14 protein-coding genes are annotated in these 16852 nt (G+C 62.5%); 6 read left to right on the top strand and 8 right to left on the bottom strand.

Features of this window, described 5'->3' with window-relative positions:
- Window positions 1-206: 206 nt before the first annotated feature.
- Window positions 207-689 (top strand): transposase, encoded by a 483-nt coding sequence (locus tag MAIT1_RS19425; protein WP_085440289.1) that lies wholly within the window; start codon window positions 207-209, stop codon window positions 687-689.
- Between the two features lie 214 nt (window positions 690-903).
- On the top strand, window positions 904-1356 hold the full coding sequence (locus tag MAIT1_RS19420) for a zinc ribbon domain-containing protein (RefSeq protein ID WP_085446507.1): 453 nt from the start codon (window positions 904-906) through the stop codon (window positions 1354-1356).
- 391 nt (window positions 1357-1747) lie between these two features.
- On the opposite strand, the gene MAIT1_RS19415 is transcribed toward MAIT1_RS19420, so the two are convergent.
- Complete coding sequence (locus MAIT1_RS19415; RefSeq protein ID WP_085446506.1) at window positions 1748-2344, bottom strand: DNA-3-methyladenine glycosylase I; 597 nt, start codon at window positions 2342-2344, stop codon at window positions 1748-1750.
- 372 nt (window positions 2345-2716) lie between these two features.
- On the opposite strand from MAIT1_RS19415, the gene MAIT1_RS19410 reads away from it, so the two are divergent.
- On the top strand, window positions 2717-5119 hold the full coding sequence (locus MAIT1_RS19410; RefSeq protein WP_158089633.1) for a universal stress protein: 2403 nt from the start codon (window positions 2717-2719) through the stop codon (window positions 5117-5119).
- 44 nt (window positions 5120-5163) lie between these two features.
- On the opposite strand, the gene MAIT1_RS19405 is transcribed toward MAIT1_RS19410, so the two are convergent.
- The 5 genes from MAIT1_RS19405 to recQ form a co-directional block, all read right to left on the bottom strand.
- Window positions 5164-6153 carry a Gfo/Idh/MocA family protein gene (locus MAIT1_RS19405; protein WP_085446502.1) on the bottom strand — a complete coding sequence of 330 codons (990 nt, stop codon included), beginning with the start codon at window positions 6151-6153 and terminating at the stop codon, window positions 5164-5166.
- Between the two features lie 258 nt (window positions 6154-6411).
- Complete coding sequence (locus MAIT1_RS19400; protein ID WP_085446500.1) at window positions 6412-7485, bottom strand: alpha-hydroxy acid oxidase; 1074 nt, start codon at window positions 7483-7485, stop codon at window positions 6412-6414.
- Window positions 7485-8207 carry an acylneuraminate cytidylyltransferase family protein gene (locus MAIT1_RS19395; protein ID WP_085446498.1) on the bottom strand — a complete coding sequence of 241 codons (723 nt, stop codon included), beginning with the start codon at window positions 8205-8207 and terminating at the stop codon, window positions 7485-7487. The genes MAIT1_RS19400 and MAIT1_RS19395 overlap by 1 nt, the downstream gene beginning before the upstream one ends.
- A gap of 151 nt (window positions 8208-8358) precedes the next feature.
- Window positions 8359-8655, bottom strand: coding sequence for a hypothetical protein (locus MAIT1_RS19390; protein ID WP_085446496.1), 297 nt, complete (start codon window positions 8653-8655; stop codon window positions 8359-8361).
- 317 nt (window positions 8656-8972) lie between these two features.
- Entirely contained in the window at window positions 8973-10844 is a 1872-nt protein-coding gene (recQ, locus tag MAIT1_RS19385; protein WP_085446494.1) for a DNA helicase RecQ, read from the bottom strand.
- Window positions 10845-11144: 300 nt separating this feature from the next.
- Here recQ and MAIT1_RS19380 point away from each other — a divergent pair, with 300 nt between their 5' ends.
- A complete protein-coding gene (locus tag MAIT1_RS19380; protein ID WP_085446493.1) occupies window positions 11145-12290 on the top strand; it encodes an Ntn hydrolase family protein in 1146 nt (381 codons plus the stop codon).
- Window positions 12291-12788: 498 nt separating this feature from the next.
- Here the strand turns inward: MAIT1_RS19380 and MAIT1_RS19375 are convergent, their stop codons facing one another.
- Both MAIT1_RS19375 and MAIT1_RS19370 read right to left on the bottom strand, forming a co-directional pair.
- Complete coding sequence (locus MAIT1_RS19375; RefSeq protein WP_085446491.1) at window positions 12789-13256, bottom strand: hypothetical protein; 468 nt, start codon at window positions 13254-13256, stop codon at window positions 12789-12791.
- A 368-nt stretch (window positions 13257-13624) separates the two neighbouring features.
- Complete coding sequence (locus MAIT1_RS19370) at window positions 13625-15403, bottom strand: sensor domain-containing diguanylate cyclase (RefSeq protein ID WP_158089632.1); 1779 nt, start codon at window positions 15401-15403, stop codon at window positions 13625-13627.
- A 219-nt stretch (window positions 15404-15622) separates the two neighbouring features.
- On the opposite strand from MAIT1_RS19370, the gene MAIT1_RS21940 reads away from it, so the two are divergent.
- Together MAIT1_RS21940 and MAIT1_RS19365 are read left to right on the top strand one after the other, a co-directional pair.
- A complete protein-coding gene (locus MAIT1_RS21940; protein ID WP_158089631.1) occupies window positions 15623-16174 on the top strand; it encodes a hypothetical protein in 552 nt (183 codons plus the stop codon).
- Window positions 16171-16848, top strand: a complete 678-nt coding sequence (locus tag MAIT1_RS19365; protein ID WP_085446487.1) for a glycosyltransferase family 2 protein — start codon at window positions 16171-16173, stop codon at window positions 16846-16848. The genes MAIT1_RS21940 and MAIT1_RS19365 overlap by 4 nt, the downstream gene beginning before the upstream one ends.
- Window positions 16849-16852: the final 4 nt, after the last annotated feature.

The raw sequence follows: 16852 nt of genomic DNA, 5'->3' as shown, positions 1-16852 counted from the left end.
GAGCTTCCCATCCCCAAGGAGCCTTCTGGCAAGCCTGGGATCCATTACACAGGGATCTATAAACTGTTTGCTCGTTGGGCCGATGACGCCTCATTGGCCAATGCCTTCATTGCCTCAGTCAAACACTTGGATGAACACAAAAAACTGGATCTCTCGGTGCTTCATGGCGATGGCTCCAACACCGTAGCCAAAAAGGGGGCGATGGCATCGGCTATTCGGGCCATAAACACCAACGCGGGGAGAAAGTCGTCGCCATCTGTGAAAGCAACGGCTACATCCTCGCTCCGTTCTCGGTCGCGCCAGTCAACCAGCACGACACCACGCTCCTCAAAGATAGTCTCGAGTGGCTTGCCCTGATTTGTCAGACACTTGGCCTGTCCTTGATTGGCTCTGTGCTAAACTTGGATCCAGGGTTCGACTCCAAGGCTAACCGCCGCGCCATCTTCAATCGACGCATGAAACCTAACATTAAGCCGGTCAAACGCGCTCGCAAGAATCCAAAACGTGGACGAAAGCGTCATTTCGATGAGGCGACCTACGCCTTACGCCAGCGAGTAGAGCGAACCTTCGCCTGGGAGGACAAATTCAAACGCTTGCTGATCCGTTTCGAGCATATCCAATGGCGACACCTGGGCTTCAAACTGATGGCCTACACATTGATCAATATCCGAGACTTTTGTCAGCACTGAAACTTGCAACCAGTTCTTCAGGCAAAAGCTGCGCTTTGAAGAGATTTCAAAATTGAGCTATGCACGATCCTCTCTGTGCAACTTTAGGTCTGGACAGGTAATAATGGAGTATGTATTTATGCAGGCGCATGATTGTTTCCGTGTTTGCGCAAGCGTAATTTATTCACAGTTGAGCACGGGTTTATTGAGTATGAAAGATTAGAGGAGAGATTCAGTGGCTATCTCAAAATGCAAAGAGTGCGGTGAAGAGATTGGCGCGTATGCCAAGGAGTGCCCAAAGTGTGGCGCGGCTATTAAGAAATCAAGCGCCTTTACGCTGATAGTTCTCCTGTTGACCGGATTGGTTCTTGTGCTGGTTCTTGTTGGCAGCAACGCCACGCAGAAATCGCCAGAGCAAAGAGCTGAAGAGAGGCGCAATGGACGGCACTGTCTAAGTAGTTGGGATGGCACACATAAGGATGTGGTAAAGTATGTGAAGCAACGTCTGAAAGATCCTGGAAGTTTCGAACATATCGAAACATTTATTTTCCCGTCAAATGAAAGAGGGATCCACCGGTTGACGATGAAATATAGGGCTAAAAACAGCTTTGGCGGATTTGTTGTTGGCAGAGCAGAGGCGCATGTGAACAGTGCCGACTGTTCAGCGGAGGTGACGAAGGGGGAATGATTTGGAGTGTGAATTGCTGGGGGCGGCCATTGAACTCATCTCAAATCGCAGAGATTCTTTGGTTTTCCTGGGGGGCGGCTTCTACGGCATTCGCCGTCCTGCGGACGACGGCGCTGCGCGCCTGCTCACCGCCGTTTCCCCGACAGCCTCCTTGCGGGCTCGCTGTTCCGCGCTTTTCTTGCCGCTTTGTGCTGGCTCCCGCCTGGTTCAATGGGGAAACGGCTTAAAGATATTGGGGCTCCGCCCCAAACCCCGCCAGGGCGCCGCCCTGGACCCGCTGGGGGCAGCGGCCCCCAGACCCCGCCTCCGGCCAGCCGGAGGCCCCCTAAATAGCCCTAGATCGCACTCTTTCCCGCAAACATTTTTACTTTTTCACCGTCACACACTCACGCTATGGGCGGGTGAATTTAGCGCGCGCCTGCTCCACCTCCTGACGGATGGCGCAACCCTCGCTGTGGTCGTTGACCAACCCCATCGCCTGCATAAAGGCGTACACGGTGGTCGGGCCGACAAACTTCCAGCCACGCTTTTTCAACTCCTTGGAGATGGCGGTGGATTCCGCCGTGGTGGCGACCACTTGCGGGCCGCATGGCTGAGGTTCGAAGCGCCAGAAGAAGCGGGCCAGGGAGCCTTCCTGCTCCACCATGTCGATGGCGCGTTGGGCATTGTTGATCACCGCTTCGATTTTACCCCGATGACGCACGATGCCTGCATCTTGCAGTAAGCGCGTGACATCCTCCTCAGTGAATTGGGCGACGCGATGGAAATCGAAGTGGTGGAAGGCGGCGCGGAAGTTCTCCCGTTTGGCGAGGATGGTGCGCCAACTGAGGCCGGACTGAAAGCCTTCCAGACAGAGTTTTTCGAACAATCGCTGATCGTCGCCGACGGGGAAGCCCCATTCGGCATCGTGGTAGGCGACATACTCAGGGGTGGCGGCGCACCAGGAGCAGCGGGGGAGGTCGTCGGGGCCGATAAAGAGTTCGGACATGAAGGGGGCTCCAAAAGTGTGATCAAGGTCGCCAGCATAGCACGAAGCAAAAGTGTGTGTGGGAAAGAGGGCGAGCCAACGTTGTGTCAGGCGCCAAATCGCCGCAGGCGATTTGGCGAGGTCCAGGAGGCTGGCCTCCTGGCGGGTGTCGGGCGGCGCCCGACCGGGGTTTGGGGCGGAGCCCCAATATCTTTGATCTTTAGGCCGTTTCCCCACTGAGCAGAAGCGACGCCAGCAAGGAAGCTTTCGGGGAAAAGGCGGTGAGCGAGATGTCAAAACGCGGCAAGGCGCTCCCCTCCGAGGGGAAAATTCGCTATTCTGATGACAATCGGCGATTTGAGTAAACGACGACGCCCCAACGCAGGCCAAATCATGGCGCAGCCTCCCTCATCTGATTCCGCTTCTCTCCAGCAGGGACTGCGTCCATACCGCACCCCACTGGTCGCCTTTGACGGCTCATTTCTGGCCGATCAGGGATTGACCCGCGCGCTGGATTTCATCCCCCACGGCGGGCGCTCTGACCTCACCGCCATCCATGTGACCGATCAGGCTACGCTGATGAAGCGGCTCAACCGTTTGAGCGCGCCGCCGGTCATGCGGGTTGACGGCGATCTGTGGCGCGCGCCGCAAGCGGCGGCGGACGGCGAACAGAGGACGGCTCCGGGCAATCTGGAGGAGCGTTTCTTCGCCGAGGCCAGCGCGCACTGCCAGATCCTGGAGATCGATTTTCACGCTTTGGTGCGGGAGGGTGAGGTCTACGCCCAATTGCGGCAGGCGCTGGCGTCCGGTGAGCACGACCTGCTGGTGATGGGTGGGTGTTCGGAGATCAATCCTCTCTACAAAGGCGCGGGCGGAACCACGCTGCACATGTGCAACCACGCTGCAGTGGATATGCTCATCACGCTGCCGCGTTTGCAGCCGCCGCCGCCCGGCGCGCCCATTGTGGTGGGGTTGGACGAATCCCCGCAGTCGCAGAGCGGACTCTTCGCCGCACTGCGTCTGGCGCTCTCCTGGCGGGCGCCGCTGTTGCTGGCGGGGGTGGTCTACGATCCTCATATCGTTGGATTGGCGCAGGCGAAACTGGTGGCCAGAGAGCCGCTGGAGAAGGCCTTGGCGCAGGCCCACCGGGCGCGTCTGACGTGGGCGCGCAGTATTGCCGAACGCTACGGTGTGGCGTGTGAGATCGTGCTGGCCCAAGGCAAACCGGCTGAGGCGCTCACCAATCTGGCCGATGAACGCGAAGCGACGTTGCTGGTGCTGGGCAAACAGGGACTGGATGGACAGGAGAACGATTTTCTGGTGGGCAGCGTCGCTTTGGGGGCATTGAGCGACGCCCCGTGTGATCTGTTGCTCACGCACAACCGCCACACGCCGCCGCCATTGCCAGAAGCCGTGGCGCACAACACTCAGCGGCCCGTCGCCCGCGCTGACGTCGCCGCCCCGTCGTCGCCGCCATCGGCGGTCGCGCCTGCACAACGCGGTTCGTCGCCATCGGCTGTGTCGCCTGCACAACGCGGTTCGCCGCCATCGGCGGTCGCGCCTGCACAACGCGGTTCGCCGCCATCGGCTGTGTCGCCTGCACAACGCGGTTCCCCCCAGAGCGCGTCGGCGCCATCATCGGCTGCGCGTGAGGCCGCCAGCATCGCAGCAGGCGTGGACAGCGCGCCAGAGGTCGCGCGCCGAGTCGCCCGCCTGGATCCCGCCCTACAGCAGATGGGGCGCGCCTTGGGCGAGGCGCTGGCGCTGCTCGATGGCGGCGCAACCGATCTACAGACATTGCTCGAACCATTGGGCGCAACGCTTGATCAAGAGGCGCTGCTGGCGTTGATGCGGCTGCCCTGGGAGGAGGGCGCGTTGCAGTTTCTGCAGGGCTATCCGTTGCCGCTGCGCGGTGGGCTGATTCGCTATTTTGAGGCCATGGCCGCGCATGAAGGGATGGAACGCATCACCCCCGAGGCGATGCGCCGCTTGGCCAAACGTCTGCAAAGCGGAGAGGCGTTGCCGATGGCGCGCGCCGCCGACAATGCTGAAGGCGGCGTCGCCGTGAATGCCGAGGCGATCACCAATCCGCAGCGCATCGCCGCGTTGCTGCAGGAAGCGGCGCAAGCGGATATTCACCTGGCTCTGGCGTTTGCGCAGCAGCCGGAGTTGGGCGCTTTTACCACGCGTCTGCACAGTGTGGAGGCCACGGCGGGGGAGGGGGAGCAGTCGCCGCCTTGTCTGCGCATCGAGCCGCTGCTGCCGGCCATGGGCAATCTGCATCTGCGGCGCTCTCCACAGGTTATGGTGGAGTACCGCAAAGATCATGCGCACTTTGCCTTTGCGTGCCGTTTCTGTGGTCAGGCGCGCCGGGAGCAGGGACGGCTGTTTGAGTTGAGCCTGCCCCAACGCATGGAGCAGAAACCCGATAAACGGCGGCAACCCCGGGTGTTGGCCGCCAATCAGGACGCCCTGACGCTGAAGGTGAGCGATATTGCTGGCGGGGAGTTCGACGCCAAGGTGCAGAATATCAGCTTTGGGGGACTCTCATTTGCGCCCAAAGAGGGCAAGCGGCGTTTCAAGGAGGGCGAGCAGCTTGCTTTTGCGCTCCAGGGCGAGGGGGTTGACCTGAGCGTGCGCGGCGAAGTGGTCAAGAGCGCGGTGATCCAGGGGCAAACCAGCTACCATGTGCGTCTGATCCTCAAACGCAGCCATGTCATCCACGCCATGGAGCGGCTGTTGGAGAGCCTGGCGGCGCGTCAACTCAAACAGCGTCAGAACTTGTTCGGGCAGTGAGGCGGCGGTGCGGAGCCCCTCTCACGCCAATGCGCGCGGCTAACTCACAGCCCGGCCACGGCGATGCCCATCCGCCTTGCCGCGTCCGTCCACTCCAGTAGAGTCAAAAAACTCTGCGGCGTGGCGGCGCTCTCCCTGCGTCCCGCCAAAAACGCCTCCATCTGCTGCAAAAATCCGGGACGAAAATCGAGATTGACCACCTCTTTGCGTATGGGACGCGGTTGATAACGCCGCACGGGATACTCCTCCGTAGGCTCGATCTTGTCGTAGTCCTCGTACACAGTCAGCACCTCCATGGGATTCAGACGCCACACAGTGCGGTCGTTAAACGCACAGGTGATCCCAACCGCAGAGGGCTCAAACGCATTAATCGCCAAGGAGACCAGCGCGTTATGCTCGTCGCTCATCAACGCGCCGTTGAGGTTGACGAATGGCTCAAATCCGGGCGCGGCGGCGGCGTGCAGAAACGCCGGGCGCAGGGTTCCCAGCAGGAATTGGGCGACATCGAGAATATGGCAACTGGAGTAGGCCAGCACATGGGGCAGAATCTCTGCGCCCCAGCGTTTGACCAGATTCTCCAGATTCTCCGACACAACGATCTCCGCCCGAATCAACCCGCCGCGCTGCAACCGCTGCTTGAGCTTGATTACCGGATCATAGAAGCGGCGGTTCATCCCCACTACTTTGTTGCCGATGGCCGCGCCCGCGCCATCAATGGCGGCGGCTAGACGCTTGGCGTCGAACTCAATGGGTTTCTCCAGCAGCATCGGTTTGGGGTGAGCCAGCAGGCGGGGGAGCATCCCCGGCATGGCGCGCCAGGCGGCGGTGACGACGAAAGCGTCGATGTCGTCACGAGCCAGCAGATCATCCAGCGGCGTGTAGTCGGCTTGGGGGAATTTCTCCGAAAAGGCGCGCCAACTGGCCGACTCGGGCGAGGAGGCGCATCCGGCCACGACGTGATGACCCAGGCGTTGGATCGCCTGGGCGTGATCGTGGGCGACTTTGCCGGTTCCGATGATGGCAGTGCGTTGCATAGAGGGGGATCTTTATGATGAGTGGGTCATCCATAGCGTGCTCCCAAACAGAGGCATAGATGCAATCTGCTTGAGAGCACGGAGCAAAACTAATCGAGGTCCAGGAGGGCGTCCCTCCTGGCGGGTCCAGGGCGGCGCCCTCATGGGGTCTGGGGCGAAGCCCCAGTCTCTCAAAGCATCCCCGATGTTTCCAAATACGCGCCAGAGGTCTGGGGCGAAGCCCCAGTCTCTCAAAGCATCCCCGATGTTCCCAAATGCTTACCAGCGGCGCTTGACCATATGCGGGCCGAGTAGGTTGATGTCGGCGATGCCGCTCATGGCCAGATTGGCCTCCAGCTCGGTGTGCAGCAGATTCAGCACATGCTTGACACCCGGCGCGCCGGCGGTGATCAGACCATAGGCGGCCAATCGGCCCAGCGCCACCACATCGGCGCCCAGACACAGAGCCTTGTAGACGTCGCCCGCCGTGCGCACGCCGCCGTCGAAGAACAGCGTCACGTCGTTGCCCACCGCCTGACGGATCTCCGGCAGCACCTCCAGGGTGGCCAGGCCGGAATCAATTTGCCGCCCGCCGTGGTTGGAGACCCATACCACGTCGGCGCCATGGGCCACGCTCAAGGCGGCGTCTTCCGGCGTCATCACCCCTTTGATCAGGAACGGCAGATCGCCGCATTGGGATTTGAGCCAATCCATGTCGTTCCAGGTGATGCGGGCGTTGTAGCTGGTGTCCATCACCGGCGGCTGCGTACGACGGCCATGTTTGCGGCCATCGTAACGGATCTCCTGATCCAGATAGCGCACCGGACGAATGGGCGCATCCACGCACACGGCGATGCCCACCACGCCGTGGGCCTTGGCCTGGGCCACCTGATCGGCGATCCAGGCGCGATCGCCGTAGCAGTAGACCTGCCAAATCAGCTCGGCGCGGGGCGCGCGGGCGCGGATCTCCTCCAGGGTCAGACGGGTCTGGGTGCTGATGCACAGCAGCGTGCCTTCGCCTTCGGCGCCCGCAGCCAGTTCGGCTTCGCCATCTTCATGGAACTGGGTGAGGTGGCCCAAGGGCGCAATCACCACCGGCATGCGCAGATCATGCCCCAACACAATGCGGCGCGTGTTGATGTGGGAGACGTCGCGCAGCACCCGGGGCCGAATGGCGGTTTCGCGGAAGAAGCGGCGGTTCATCTCGCAGGTGGTGGCTTCGCCCGCAGCGGAGTTGAGCCACTCATAGGCGCCGGGAATGGCCATTTTGCGCGCCCAGTGCGCCACCTCGCGCAGGCTGCGCGGCGGATCGTTCTCAAAGTCCAGCGATTTGGGAAAATGGTCCATGGTCATTAGTAGACCTCCTCGTTGGGGTGCTGCTCCAGCCACGCCATGGTGGCTTCGGCCAGGTGCAGATCCAGGGCGGTGTGAATATCCAAATCAGCCAGATGGGAGCAGGGGATCAGCTCCACCTTGTTGCCGATGCGACGGCCTGAACGGATGATCGACGCGCGGGTGGCGCAGGTGAGGCCGGTGTCTTCGCGATAGATGACGCGGCCATTGCGCAGCCGCTCCTGACGCTGTCCATACACCTGCATGTAGGAGCGCACCCGTTGCCAACCGCCGTCGGGCAGCGGCTCCCAGTAGTTCTTGAAGTCCGGACGCCCGGCAAACGCCGACTCCAGCGCCGGGTCGGCTTTCATCAATTCCACCGCCTTGGCGATCCATTCGGGTTCGCGGAACACGTCGGTGGGGGTGAGGAAGACCACGATCTCAAAGGTTTCACCGGTGTGGGCCTCATAGGCCTCCAGCGCCTGTTGCAGGGTCGCCTCCATGGTGGTGACGTCGGCGGCCAGATCCGCCGGGCGTAGGAAGGGGACGTCGGCGCCCGCCTCGCGCGCGGCATCGGCGATCTCTGCATCATCGGTGGTGACGAAGACCCGGTCACACGCGCCGCTGGCCATGGCGGCGGCGATGGGGTAGGCCACCAACGGTTTGCCGCGCAGTTTGAGGACGTTCTTGCGCGGTAGGCCCTTGGAGCCGCCGCGCGCCGGAATAATGGCCAGAGTCTTCATGGATGACTGTTTCCTGTGGTTGATGACGGGAAGATGATTCTAGTGTGCCTCTGTTTGCATCCGAAGGGAAAGAGTTTGAGTCATATACTGTTGTGCTGGCGGGCGCTGTTTGGGGTGTGTCGACACCATATTTGGCTGCGCGAAGCGCTCGCTAACGCTTTCTTTTTCGTTTCCGTTTGCGTTTCGCCTGAGCGGTGCGTCTGTTCTGGGGCGGTGCATGGGGTGTTTCGGAAGCCCTTGACGGCCCCTCTTCGCCCCGGACTGTTTTGTATGCCGCGACGATGATGGCCAGAATGATCGGCAGACCCACCACCAGCGCCAGCACGAACAGCAGCGCCAGGGAGAGGTTCTCCCAGGTCATATCCTCTGGCCGCAGCTTGTTGCTGTTATAGAGCGCGCCGATGTTTGGCAGGGAGGAGAGGAGCGAGAAATCCGGGAGTCTGAACATGGCGTTGGACTCTTTCAGAAGGCCCGGTGGGATGCGCCGATTTGGCGGCGAAAGGCCCGTTCTTCTGATGCTCTCTGGGGATATTGCCGAGATCGATTACAGATATAGTCGCTAGCATCCAAAAGTGAACATATGGGCGCTGGAAGATATCGAGGGCTCCGCCCTCGAGCTCCCAAGATCAACAGCCACACCTTGGGGCTCTGCCCCAAACCCCGCTGGGGGCAGCGGCCCCCAGACCCCGCCGCCGACCAGTCGGCGGCCAATAATCAGCGCAAGCCGGGCCTACGTCACGCAAACAATGCGTGTTTGGATATGTATCATTCTGAATTTAGGCGACTATAATCCGCCACGATCTCCAGAACCGCCTCGCCGTAGCGTTCGATCTTCTTGTCGCCCACCCCGCGCACCGACCACAGCGCGTCCTCATCGGCCGGTTTGGTCAGGGCGATCTCGGTGAGGACGGAATCGGCGAAGATGTGGAACGCGGGCACGCCCTGAGTGCGCGCCTCATCGGCGCGCCAACTGCGCAGCGCCTCCCACAGCGCCTCATCCTGGCCGCCCAGATCCGCCGGGACGCGGCGTTTGGCCTTGAGGCCGAAGCGGGGTTCCGGGCGTTTGCCGCGCCGACCCTCGGGGTCGCGACGGAAGCGAATGCCCTGTTCGCCGCGCAGCAGCGGGCGGCACTTCTCGCTTAGGGCCAACGCGCCGTGGCGGCTGGGGTCCACGCGCAGATAGCCCGCTGCGGTCAACTGTCGAAACACCGAGCGCCACTGCATTTCGCTGAGTTTATCGCCGATGCCGAAGGTGGTGAGCTTCTGATGGTCGTTATGCACCACTTTGTCGGTGAGTTTGCCGCGCAGAATGTCGATGAGGTGCCCGGCGCCGAAGCGTTGACCGCTGCGGAAGGCGCAGGAGAGCGCCTTTTGCGCCGCCTCCAGCCCATCCCAGGTCTCTACCGGCTCATTGCAGGTGTCGCAGTTGCCGCACGGCTCGGTCAACTGCTCGCCAAAGTAGCCCAACAGCGCTTGGCGCCGACACAGGGTGGTCTCGCAAAAGCCCAGCATGGCGTCCAGCTTCTGCCGCTCCACCTGCTTGATGCGCTCTTCGGCCTGGGAGTTCTCCAGGAACGACGCCAGCTTGGCCACATCCTCATAGCCATAGGCCAGGTAGGCGTTGGCGGGTTGGCCGTCGCGTCCGGCGCGGCCGGTCTCCTGGTAGTAGGCTTCGATGCTCTTGGGCAGATCCAGGTGGATGACGAAGCGCACGTCGGGCTTGTCGATGCCCATGCCGAAGGCGATGGTGGCCACCATCACCAGCCCCTCTTCGCGCAGAAAGCGGTCCTGATGCTCCTGGCGCGTCTCCCGCGCCAAGCCCGCGTGGTAGGGCAGGGCGTTCAATCCCTGCTGACACAGCCACTCGGCGGTCTCCTCCACGCTGCGCCGCGACAGGCAGTAGACGATGCCCGCCGCGCCGGGGTGTTCGGTCTGGATGAAATTGAGCGCCTGCTGTTTGGGGCTGGCCTTGGGGACGATGCGATAGTGGATGTTGGGGCGGTCGAAGCCAGCGACGAAGCTTTCACAGGCGTTCAATTCCAGACGGGCGACGATCTCGGCGCGGGTCTGGGCGTCGGCGGTGGCGGTCAGCGCCACTCGGGGCACATTGGGAAAGCGTTGGCCCAGCACCGACAAGCCTAAGTAATCCGGGCGGAAATCGTGCCCCCACTGACTCACGCAGTGGGCTTCGTCGATGGCGAACAGGGCGATGCGGAAGGTCTCCAGATTGCGCAGCGTGCCCTCCATGAGCAGGCGCTCGGGGGCCACATAGAGCAGGTCCAACTCGCCGCGTGCGGCTTGCTGGTAGACCTGTCCCACTTCGCTGGCGTCGAGGGTGGAGTTGATGTAGGCGGCGCGCAGGCCGATCAGGCGCATGGCGTCCACCTGATCCTTCATCAGCGCGATAAGGGGTGAAACCACCACGCCGATACCGTTACGTAGTAACGCTGGAAGTTGATAGCAGAGGGACTTGCCGCTGCCGGTGGGCATCACCACCAGAGCGTCGCCGCCTGCGGCCACGTGGTGGATCACTGGGCCTTGCATGCCGCGGAACGCGTCGAAGCCGAACACATGCTTGAGCGTGTGCAGCAGGCGTTGTTCCAGTGATTGATCCATGGCGGCGACGGCGGAATTCATGAAAACTCGATAAAATAGAGAGTTGCGCGTTAAACAAGAAACTGACTGCGTACAGGCGCGTCAGGTTCCAATTGGCACAGAGTCAAAACTAACGAGGGTCCAGGGAAATCATTTCCCTGGTGGGTGCAGGGCAAAGCCCTGCCGGGTCCATGGCGGCGCCCTGGTCGGGGTCTGGGGCGAAGCCCCAGTCTCTTTTCTCTTCCCAATGACTCAAGTTTATCGTCTTATTTGACGACCCATCATAGACAAATCCCCCCGCTGCGCCAATGGCTGGGGCGTGAAACATGGAGTGGAGACCGCATGTTCGAAAGCCTGCCGCAGCGTCGCGCCTCGCGCAATGATCCCCATCCTGAACTGGATGATGGGGAGGTCCGCCGCATCCACTATCAGGCGGCGCAGGCTGGTGATGTGTGGGCGGAATTGACCGATGCGGACCGCGCCGACCTGGGCCATCTGGCTGGAGAGTTCCGCGCCATGCTGTTCGGCTTCCCCTTGGGGCTGTTCACCTATCCGGCGGCGCGCTTGCTGGGGGAACGCTATGCGCGGGAGCCCTACGCCGATGAGATGGCGTGGCTGGCCAAATGCGCCGATGGGGCGATCTTCCCCCGGCAGATGTTACTGGCGCAGCGCGCCTATGTGGCCGCGCATGCCGCGCCCGCCGCATGCAGCAGCGTGGTGGTTTGGGATGAGCAGGCTGGATGCAACCGCCACATGCGCTCGCTGGATTGGGCCGGGGCGCGCGCGCTGGGTCGCGCCACGCGGCGGTTTGATTTTGTCGACGCCCAGGACCAGCGCCGCTTTCAGGCGGTGGGCGCGGTGGGCATGGCGGGTCTGCTCACCGCCATGAAGCCGGGATTTTCCGCCGCCATTCACTATGCGCCATGGGGGGCGTGGGGCATCGGGCCGGGGCTGGATCCGCTGCTGCTGCTGCGTCAATTGTTTGAGGATGAGGCGATCCAGAGTTACGCCGAGGCGCGCGCCGCCATCACCCAATGGCGCTCCAGCGCGCCGGTTTTTCTGGTGTTGTGCGGTCTCAAGCGCGATGAGGCGTGTGTGGTGGAGTTGGGGTTGCACGGGGAGGCGTGGGTGCGCGACTCCGTGGATGGATTGCTGGTGCAGACCAACCACTTCGAGCCTGTGCGCAGCCCGTTTGCCGGGCGCAACATTGAGATGCCGGATTATCCGCTGCAGAAGGTGTGGCTTAAGCGCGTCACGCGGCGTATTGACGACTGGTATTGCAGCGATCTGCTGCCCAACTCGACCCGACGACGGGGGGATCTGGAGAGCCGTATGCGTGTCGCCATGCAAAGCGGTGAACCGCTGGATGCGGCGGCGCGAGAGGCGTTTAGCATTCCGCCTGCGCTGAATTTTGAGACCGCGCATCAGACGTTGATGACGCCCGGGCAGAACAGTATGCGGATCTGGGCAAGGCGCGCGCAGGTGTAATCTCGCCATGTGACGCCAAAACTGCGCAGAACGACCAATGTGTGCGTGACGCAGGCCGGGCTTGCGCTGACTATTGGCCGCCGACTGGTCGGCGGCGGGGTGATTCGGGCCATCCATGGCCCTCACCCTTCGGGCTCGCTGCGCGAGTCCGATTTGGCAATCCTGCCAAATCGTCTGGGGGCCGCTGCCCCCAGCGGGTGTGGGCGGCGCCCACGGTTTGGCAGTGGCTTTTGCCGTTTCCCCACAGAACAGAGGCGGCGCCAGTAGGAAGTTGAATAAGGAGCGCGGAACGCCGAGCCAGCACAGAGGAAAAAGGGGAAACGGCAGGTGAGCAGGCCCGTAGGGCCGTCGTCCGCAGGACGGCGAACTGCTCTAAAACTTGAAGTTTGGGAAAGGCAAAAAGTGTTTGTGGGAAAGAGGTTGTAAGTATTCAAACGGGATAAGCAATATCGGATTAATTAAGAGCATGTCCCCGGAATTCCCCGGAATTCCTCCTGTTCAGTTGACATCGGCCCCCCGGCGCAAATGGCGCCCCTCGGCGTCCAGCGCCCACAGCAGCGCTGCAATGAGAAAGATCCCTGCTCCAAGCATAATCGAAGGGAACAAGAGATAGCCCAGCGCCGCGCCCCATTGGATATTGCACTGCGCCCAGCTCTCGGCCCACTCCACCGCGCAGATCTCGTTGGGGTAGAGGCCGTTGTATCCCATTGTCTCCATATAGAGGACGGAGTAGGCCAGGACAGTGCCAACCCCTAAGCCAATGTTCGCCCCCCAAAACAGCGGATGCTGCACACGGCGGCTCCAGGGCAGCAGCGTAGGGCGTTGCAGCAGGTGGTTGTTGAGCGTCCCCAGCAGCCAGAGCGGCGGCAGGATTGCCGTCAACGCCATGCCGCTCACCAGGAAGCCGATCAGCGCCATCTTGGCCATGGACTCGGTGGCGGGAAACAGCAGTGCAAACGGGGTCACTGTCGCCGTCAATAACCCCAACCGCCTGAGCGTTGTTATGGCCGGGCCGCGCAGGCTGTCTGCTGATATGCGCAATGACATGCTGATGAGGTTCCCAAACCCGAGATAATTTCCAAATTGAACATTGGTAGTCTTGAAGATGAAAGATATCGAGGGCTTCGCCCTCGAGCTCCCAACAGCCAAACCGTGGGCTCCGCCCTCGAGCTCCCAACAGCCAAACCGTGGGCTCCGCCCACACCCGCTGGGGGCAGCGGCCCCCAGACCCCGCCGCCGACCAGTCGGCGGCCCATAGGCAGCGCAAGCTCGGCCTGCGTCACGCAAACATTGGTCGTTCTGTGCCGTTTTGGTTGCGCACGCATTCCGCCCATTCAGGCGCGCGCCGGGGCCCCCGCCGCCGCGTTCCCCGTCTCAACCATCACCACCCGGTTACGCCCCTGCTCTTTGGCGGCGTAGAGCGCGCGGTCGGCCTGTTGAATCAGTTGATCGATATCCCCCTGCGCAGCCCAGCGCGCCAAGCCGATGCTCAACGTATGGGCAATCACACGATTCTCAAACAGGGTGGGGGTATCGGCAAACGCCCGCCGCAGCCGCTCCACAAAACGGAACGCGTCGTCCGGGTTGGCCCCATGAAAGACAATAGCGAACTCCTCGCCGCCCATGCGGCAGACCAGATCGTCGCGCCGACAGTGGGCCTGAATAATCTGCGCCAGATGCACCAACACCGCATCGCCGCCGGGGTGACCATAGGTATCGTTGACCGCCTTGAAGTGGTCGGCGTCCAGCGCCGCCAGCCACACGTCGCCGCCCTGACGCGCCAATCGAAGGGTCGCCAAGCGTTCGAATCCGCGCCGATTGAGCAGGCCGGTAAGGGGATCGCGACTGGCCTCCTCTTCGGCCTCCACCCGCCGCCGCACCTCAGTGCGCAACCACTCTGCCACCGAGATGGTGAGGAAAAACACCTCCACCAGCAGCGCCAGGAAGATCAGGTCGATAATGGAGGAGATCAGCCAGCGCCCCACCTCGATTCCTGCGAACATCATCAGCAGATTGAGCATCAGGAACAGGCCGATCACCCCCCAAGCGAGGGTGAACCACAGCGCATAGCGTTTGCCCGTGCGCCGCCAGATGGCGGCGCCCACAAAGAACAGCAGCGTCAGCGCCACGAACCCCAAAAGGGTGAGGAGCACCTCCGTCTCGCGGCTGATGTTGAGCAGATGAAAAGCCCCCGCCGCCGTGAACAACGCCGTCATTGCCTGAAACACCCGATTCATGCGCCGCATGTGTGCGGGTAGGTCCAGATGCAGACGGGCAAAACCGAAGGCGCAGGCAGTGGCGAAGAAGAGCGGACCATGGAAGGTCATCGCCTGTAGCCACGGCGCCTCCGGGGCGATGAACTGGCCGGTGAAGCCCAATACCTGAAACCACGCCATGAGCAGGAAGCTCAGATAGCCCGCGTAGTAATAGAGCCGCCGCTGACGCACCAGCAGGGCGAACACCATCCACACCATGGCCACGGCGGCCAGAAAGCCCAGCATCAGAGACTTGCTGAACAGATAGCGCGGCGCATAGGCGTCAAACGCGGCGCGGCTCCACAACCGCTGCACCAGGGAGTTGGGCTGCGGGAAGTCGTGATCGAGGCGCGCCAGCGCCAGCGCCTTGGAGACCGGCGGCAACGTCGCGGCTGCCGCGCTGGAGGGGAATTTCAGCGAACGCGCCGAGAAGGGCAGCGCGCGGTCGGCTATATCGCTGCGCCACTGGCCGTCTACCCACACATGCAGCGCCAGATAGCCGCGATAGGGCGCCTCGTCCTCGATCACAAAGCCCACGGGCTGTTTGCTGGGATTCACCACCGCGAAGCGCAGCCAGTAGGGCGCCGACTGCATCCCCTGCTCCAGGCTCTCCAGCGTCAATGGACGCCAATCCGAGAGCGGCAGATCCCGCGCCTGCTCGGCGGTCAGGTGCGCGGAGTCGTCGCGCAGATACCAGGCGTGGCCGATGAGATAGCGCCCATCCCAGGGTTGCGACAGATCCACCGGCGTGATCGCGGAGGCGGCGTTAGACTGGGCTGTCGTCGGCAGGGCCAGCGCCAGGATCAGCAATAGGGCCAGCCCAATGGCGACGGCTCTGCTTGGCCGAGGAGTGATCATGCGCCGACTCGCCATTTCCTGATTAACCGTTCCATTCTCAACCATTTCGGGTGGGGGGAGTTGGCGCCGGGGGGCGCAAACAACGCCTCGACAACCTACCACAGGCGACTCGGCCAAAGGTAGGCGCATGCGGCGAATTTGCATCCGAGCGCCGGGTGTGATAATCGTTGGCCAAGCCGATCGCATAGCGCCGCGCGCGCCAGCCATGAATCCAATCCCATGACCCAATCCGCTCCGCCCATCGCCCCTTTGCGCATACTGCACACCCGCCGTGCGGCGCAGGCCGCTGCGCTGGCGCCAGAGCCGCTGGAGGCGATCTACCCCACTGCGCCGGGAGATGGCCCCTGGGATGAGCAGTGCGACGCCCCGCAGGCCGAGCTGGCGGCGCGCTTTGACGTCAATATCGATGCGGCCAGTTGGCGCGCCGGTCATCTGCAACTGCGCGGCGGACTCAAGCTGGCGATCTGGTGCGACGCCCCACAGCAGATGGCGGCCCTCATCGCCGAACAGGCCGAGGCCAGCGCGTTGATTCTCTCGCCAAGTCTGCTCACCCTGCTGGACCACGCCCGGGGCATCCGTCAGACCCTGATTCTGCGCCAGCCGCTGGCTGCGGGCGAACTCCTCACCGACGCCCATTTGACCACTGAAGCCAATGGTCTGGGCGCCGATGCGGCGCTGCAGTCGAGTCTGGTGGGGCGCGCCGCCGCCTATGATCTGGAGGCTGGCCACGTGATGGATCTGGGGCTGCTGGAGAAGGGAGTGGCGTCATGATCAGCGCGGTGATTCGCACCCACAACGAAGCCCACTGGATCGGCCGCTGTCTGGAGGCGATGACCCTGCAGCGGGCCCCGGTGGACGACATCGTCATCGTCGATAACGACTCCACCGACGCCACCCTGGAGATCGCCCGCAGCTTCGATGTGAAAGTGGTCACCATCAGCCGCGAGAACTTCAGCTATGGCCGCGCGCTGAATCTGGGCATCGAAGCGTGCAAAAACGAAGTGGTGAGCATGATCTCCGCCCACTGCGTGCCGGTGGATGAGCTGTGGTCGGCCTATCTGTGGGCGCATTTTCAGGATGACGCCGACGGGCGGCTGTGCGGCGTTTACGGACGCCAGGAGCCGCTGCCGGAGACCTCGGCCATGGATGCGCGCGATCTGTGGACCACCTTCCGCGAAGAGCGCCAGACCCAGAGCCACGACTACTTCTTCCACAACGCCAACTCCGCCATTCGCAAATCGTTGTGGGATATCCGCCCCTTCGATGAGGAGATTCGCGGGGTGGAGGATCGCGCCTGGGCCAAGCTGATGCTGGCCGATGGCTATCAGGTGCGCTACGAGCCCCATGCGCGGGTCTACCACGCCCACGGCATCCACCAGGGACGCAACGAAGGGCGCGCCCGCCGCGTGGTGGCGGCCATTCGCCACATTCGTGACAACCTCTAAGGAG

Origin of the sequence: Magnetofaba australis IT-1 (assembly GCF_002109495.1) — a bacterium.
GTDB lineage: Bacteria > Pseudomonadota > Magnetococcia > Magnetococcales > Magnetococcaceae > Magnetofaba > Magnetofaba australis.
This window is presented reverse-complemented; position numbering and strand designations above follow the sequence as displayed.

Excerpts from the sequence above, each read along its gene's own strand:
- MAIT1_RS19395 (WP_085446498.1), bottom strand. The coding sequence starts at position 8,207 with ATGAAGACTCTGGCCATTATTCCGGCGCGCGGCGGCTCCAAGGGCCTA.
- MAIT1_RS19380 (WP_085446493.1), top strand. The coding sequence starts at position 11,145 with ATGTTCGAAAGCCTGCCGCAGCGTCGCGCCTCGCGCAATGATCCCCAT.
- MAIT1_RS19400 (WP_085446500.1), bottom strand. The coding sequence starts at position 7,485 with ATGACCATGGACCATTTTCCCAAATCGCTGGACTTTGAGAACGATCCG.
- MAIT1_RS19370 (WP_158089632.1), bottom strand. The coding sequence starts at position 15,403 with ATGATCACTCCTCGGCCAAGCAGAGCCGTCGCCATTGGGCTGGCCCTA.
- MAIT1_RS19405 (WP_085446502.1), bottom strand. The coding sequence starts at position 6,153 with ATGCAACGCACTGCCATCATCGGAACCGGCAAAGTCGCCCACGATCAC.
- MAIT1_RS19410 (WP_158089633.1), top strand. The coding sequence starts at position 2,717 with ATGGCGCAGCCTCCCTCATCTGATTCCGCTTCTCTCCAGCAGGGACTG.
- MAIT1_RS19415 (WP_085446506.1), bottom strand. The coding sequence starts at position 2,344 with ATGTCCGAACTCTTTATCGGCCCCGACGACCTCCCCCGCTGCTCCTGG.
- recQ (WP_085446494.1), bottom strand. The coding sequence starts at position 10,844 with ATGAATTCCGCCGTCGCCGCCATGGATCAATCACTGGAACAACGCCTG.
- MAIT1_RS19390 (WP_085446496.1), bottom strand. The coding sequence starts at position 8,655 with ATGTTCAGACTCCCGGATTTCTCGCTCCTCTCCTCCCTGCCAAACATC.
- MAIT1_RS19365 (WP_085446487.1), top strand. The coding sequence starts at position 16,171 with ATGATCAGCGCGGTGATTCGCACCCACAACGAAGCCCACTGGATCGGC.
- MAIT1_RS21940 (WP_158089631.1), top strand. The coding sequence starts at position 15,623 with ATGACCCAATCCGCTCCGCCCATCGCCCCTTTGCGCATACTGCACACC.